Below are 3,200 nucleotides of genomic sequence, written 5' to 3'. Positions count from 1 at the left end.
CCCCAACACACCCAAGCCCCCACCGGCTAATATCCCCACTGACCTAATCCTCTCTGGCGAAAAGATAAAAGATGTCGCAACGTCCCGCTCCCCTGACAGGCATCCGCGTCCTGGACCTGACCCGCGTGCTCGCCGGCCCCTGGTGCACCCAGAACCTGGCCGACCTCGGCGCCGAAGTCATCAAGATCGAGCGCCCCGGCGCCGGTGACGACACCCGCGCCTGGGGCCCCCCGTACCTGAAGGACGCGGCCGGCAACGACACCACCGAAGCCGCCTACTACCTCTCTGCCAACCGCAACAAATTCTCCGTCGCCCTCGATATCGCCTCGCCGCGCGGCGCCGAACTGGTGCGTGAACTGGCCTTGCAGAGCGACATCCTGGTCGAGAACTTCAAGGTCGGCGGCCTGGCCAAGTACGGCCTGGACTACGCCAGCCTGAAGGAAGCGAACCCGCGCCTGATCTACTGCTCCATCACCGGCTTCGGCCAGACCGGTCCCTACGCCAGCCGCCCCGGCTACGACTTCATGATCCAGGGCATGGGCGGCCTGATGAGCATCACCGGCGAGCGCGACGACCTGCCCGGCGGCGGTCCGCAGAAGGCGGGCGTGGCCGTGGCCGACCTGATGACCGGCATGTACTCCACCGTCGGCATCCTGGCCGCGCTGCACGAGCGCTCGGTCAGCGGCCTGGGCCAGCACATCGACATGGCGCTGCTGGATTGCCAGGTCGCCATGCTGGCGAACCAGAACCTGAACTTCATGACCTCCGGCAACGCCCCGCGCCGCGCCGGCAACGCGCACCAGAATCTGGTGCCGTACCAGGTCTTCGCCGCCAGCGACGGCCACCTGATCGTCGCCGTGGGCAACGACAGCCAGTTCCGCAACTATTGCGGCGCCATCGGCCTGCCCGAACTCTCGGCCGACCCGCGTTTTTCCACCAACCCGCAGCGCGTCAAGAACCGCGAGGCGCTGGTGCCGCTGCTGGCCGAACGCATGGCCACCGGCGCGCGCGACCACTGGCTCGCCTCGCTCGAGGCCGTGGGCGTGCCGGCCGGCCCGATCAATACGCTCGACCAGGTCTACGAAGACCCGCAGGTGCTGGCGCGCGGCATGAAGCGCGAACTGCCGCATCCGACCGCGGGCACCGTGCCCATGGCCGCCAGTCCGCTGAAGTTCTCGGGCAGCCCGGTCGAATACCGTCGCGCCCCGCCCATGCTGGGTGAGCACACCGCGCAGGTGCTGTCCGAAAAGCTCGGGCTGTCGGACGCGGAGATCCAGGCGCTGGCGCAAAGCCCGTCCTGATACCCCCGCACGGCGCACACACCATTCCAATGACAGGCAGGAGAAGTTGATGACGGAGATTCAAACCATCGGCGTCGTGGGCGCCGGGGCCATGGGGCGTGGCATCGCCCAGATCGCGGCGCAGGCCGGCTTGCGGGTGCGCTTGTACGACACCAGCGCCGACGCCGTGGCCGCCGCGCGCGAGTCGCTGCGCCAGACCTGGGACAAGCTGGCCCAGAAGGGCAAGCTGACCGCCGCCGACGCGCAGGCCGCGCTGGAGCGGGTCGAGTCCGCCACCGCGCTGACCGACATGTCGCAATGCCAGCTGGTGGTCGAAGCCATCGTCGAGCGCCTGGACGTCAAGCGCGACCTGTTCGCGGCGCTGGAAGGCGTGGTGGCCGACGACTGCATCCTGGCCTCCAACACCTCGTCGCTGTCGATCACCGCCATCGCCGCCGCTTGCAAGCTGCCGCAACGCGTCGCCGGCTATCACTTCTTCAACCCGGTGGCGCTGATGAAGGTGGTCGAGGTCATCGACGGCCTGCGCAGCGCGCGCGAGACCGGCGACGCGCTGGCCGAACTGGCGCGCCGCATGGGCCACACGCCGGTGCGCGCCAAGGACATGCCCGGCTTCATCGTCAACCACGCCGGTCGCGGCATGAACACCGAAGGCCTGCGCGTGGCGCAGGAATCGGTGGCGAGCTTCGCGCAGGTGGATGCCATCATGCGCGAGCAGGCCGGCTTCCGCATGGGCCCGTTCGAGCTGCTGGACCTGACCGCGCTGGACGTTTCGCATCCGGTGATGGAATCCATCTACCGCCAGTTCTTCGACGAGCCGCGCTTTCGCCCGTCGCCCATCACCACCGTGCGCCTGGCCGGCGGCCTGATCGGCCGCAAGGCCGACGAGGGCTTCTACAAGTACGTCGATGGCCAGAAGCAAGTGCCCGCCGAGCCGCCCGTGCCGGCGCTGCCGCAAGGCCTGAAGGTCTGGGTCAGCCCGCGCCACGCGGAAGGTTACGCGCGCGCCACCGCGCTGCTGGAAAAGCTGGGCGCGCCGCTGGTGTCCGGTTCCACGCCGGCGGCCGATGCGCTCATCATCGTCACGCCGTTCGGTGAAGACGTGTCCACCACGGTGTCGGCCCAAGGGCTGGATCCGGCGCGCTGCGTCGGCCTCGATACCCTGCACGCGTTCGACAAGGCCAAGCGCCGCACCCTGATGGTGTCGCCGGCAACCGAGGCCAAATGGCGCGATGCCGCGCACGCGGTGCTGGCCGGCGACGGCGTGCCGGTGTCGGTGGTCGAGGATTCGCCGGGCTTCGTCGCGCAGCGCATCGTGGCCATGATCGTCAACATCGCCGCCGATATCGCGCAACAGCAGATCGCCACGCCGGAAGACATCGACCGCGCCGTGACCCTGGGCCTGGGATATCCGGTGGGCCCGCTGGCCCTGGGCGATGCGCTGGGCGCGGAGCGCATCCTGGAGATCCTGAAGAGCATGCAGCGCGTCACGGGCGACCCGCGCTACCGTCCCAGCCTGTGGCTGCAGCGCCGCGTGCAGTTGGGCATGTCGCTGCTCAAGACCTCGGCCGCCGACTGACGCGAAGCGCCGCCGGAAACAAAAAAGCCCCTCGATGCATCGAGGGGCTTTTTTTCGGGCCTGCGGGACTCGCGGTCGCGCGGCGCGAAGGGCAGCGCTTACTTGGCCGCATCCACCATGTACTGGACCGCCGCGCGGATGTCGTCTTCCGAAGCGTTGGCCGCGCCGCCCTTGGGCGGCATGGGCGGCTTGCCCTGCATCGCGACCTTGACCATGGCGTCCATGCCGGTCTTGATGTAGGGCTCCCAGGCGGCCTTGTCGCCGAACTTGGGGGCGTTGGCCACGCCGGTGGCGTGACAGGCGAAACAGACGCTCTTATAGAG

General features: G+C 68.9%; 3 protein-coding genes. 2 read left to right on the top strand and 1 reads right to left on the bottom strand.

From position 1 onward, the window contains the following. Positions 1-71: 71 nt before the first annotated feature. Both DK459_RS19980 and DK459_RS19975 read left to right on the top strand, forming a co-directional pair. Entirely contained in the window at positions 72-1,301 is a 1,230-nt protein-coding gene (locus DK459_RS19980) for a CaiB/BaiF CoA-transferase family protein (RefSeq protein ID WP_006386798.1), read from the top strand. Next, positions 1,219-2,877, top strand: a complete 1,659-nt coding sequence (locus DK459_RS19975) for a 3-hydroxyacyl-CoA dehydrogenase (RefSeq protein WP_370445609.1) — start codon at positions 1,219-1,221, stop codon at positions 2,875-2,877. Before DK459_RS19980 ends, DK459_RS19975 begins: the two co-directional genes overlap by 83 nt. A 98-nt stretch (positions 2,878-2,975) precedes the next feature. Here the strand turns inward: DK459_RS19975 and DK459_RS19970 are convergent. Continuing rightward, positions 2,976-3,200, bottom strand: a 225-nt coding sequence (locus DK459_RS19970) for a cytochrome c5 family protein (protein ID WP_199234302.1), incomplete at its 5' end; no start/stop codon positions are given.

This window comes from Achromobacter sp. RW408, assembly GCF_003184165.1.
Lineage (GTDB): Bacteria > Pseudomonadota > Gammaproteobacteria > Burkholderiales > Burkholderiaceae_B > Achromobacter > Achromobacter xylosoxidans.
This window is presented reverse-complemented; position numbering and strand designations above follow the sequence as displayed.

Excerpts from the sequence above, each read along its gene's own strand:
- DK459_RS19980 (WP_006386798.1), top strand. The coding sequence starts at position 72 with ATGTCGCAACGTCCCGCTCCCCTGACAGGCATCCGCGTCCTGGACCTG.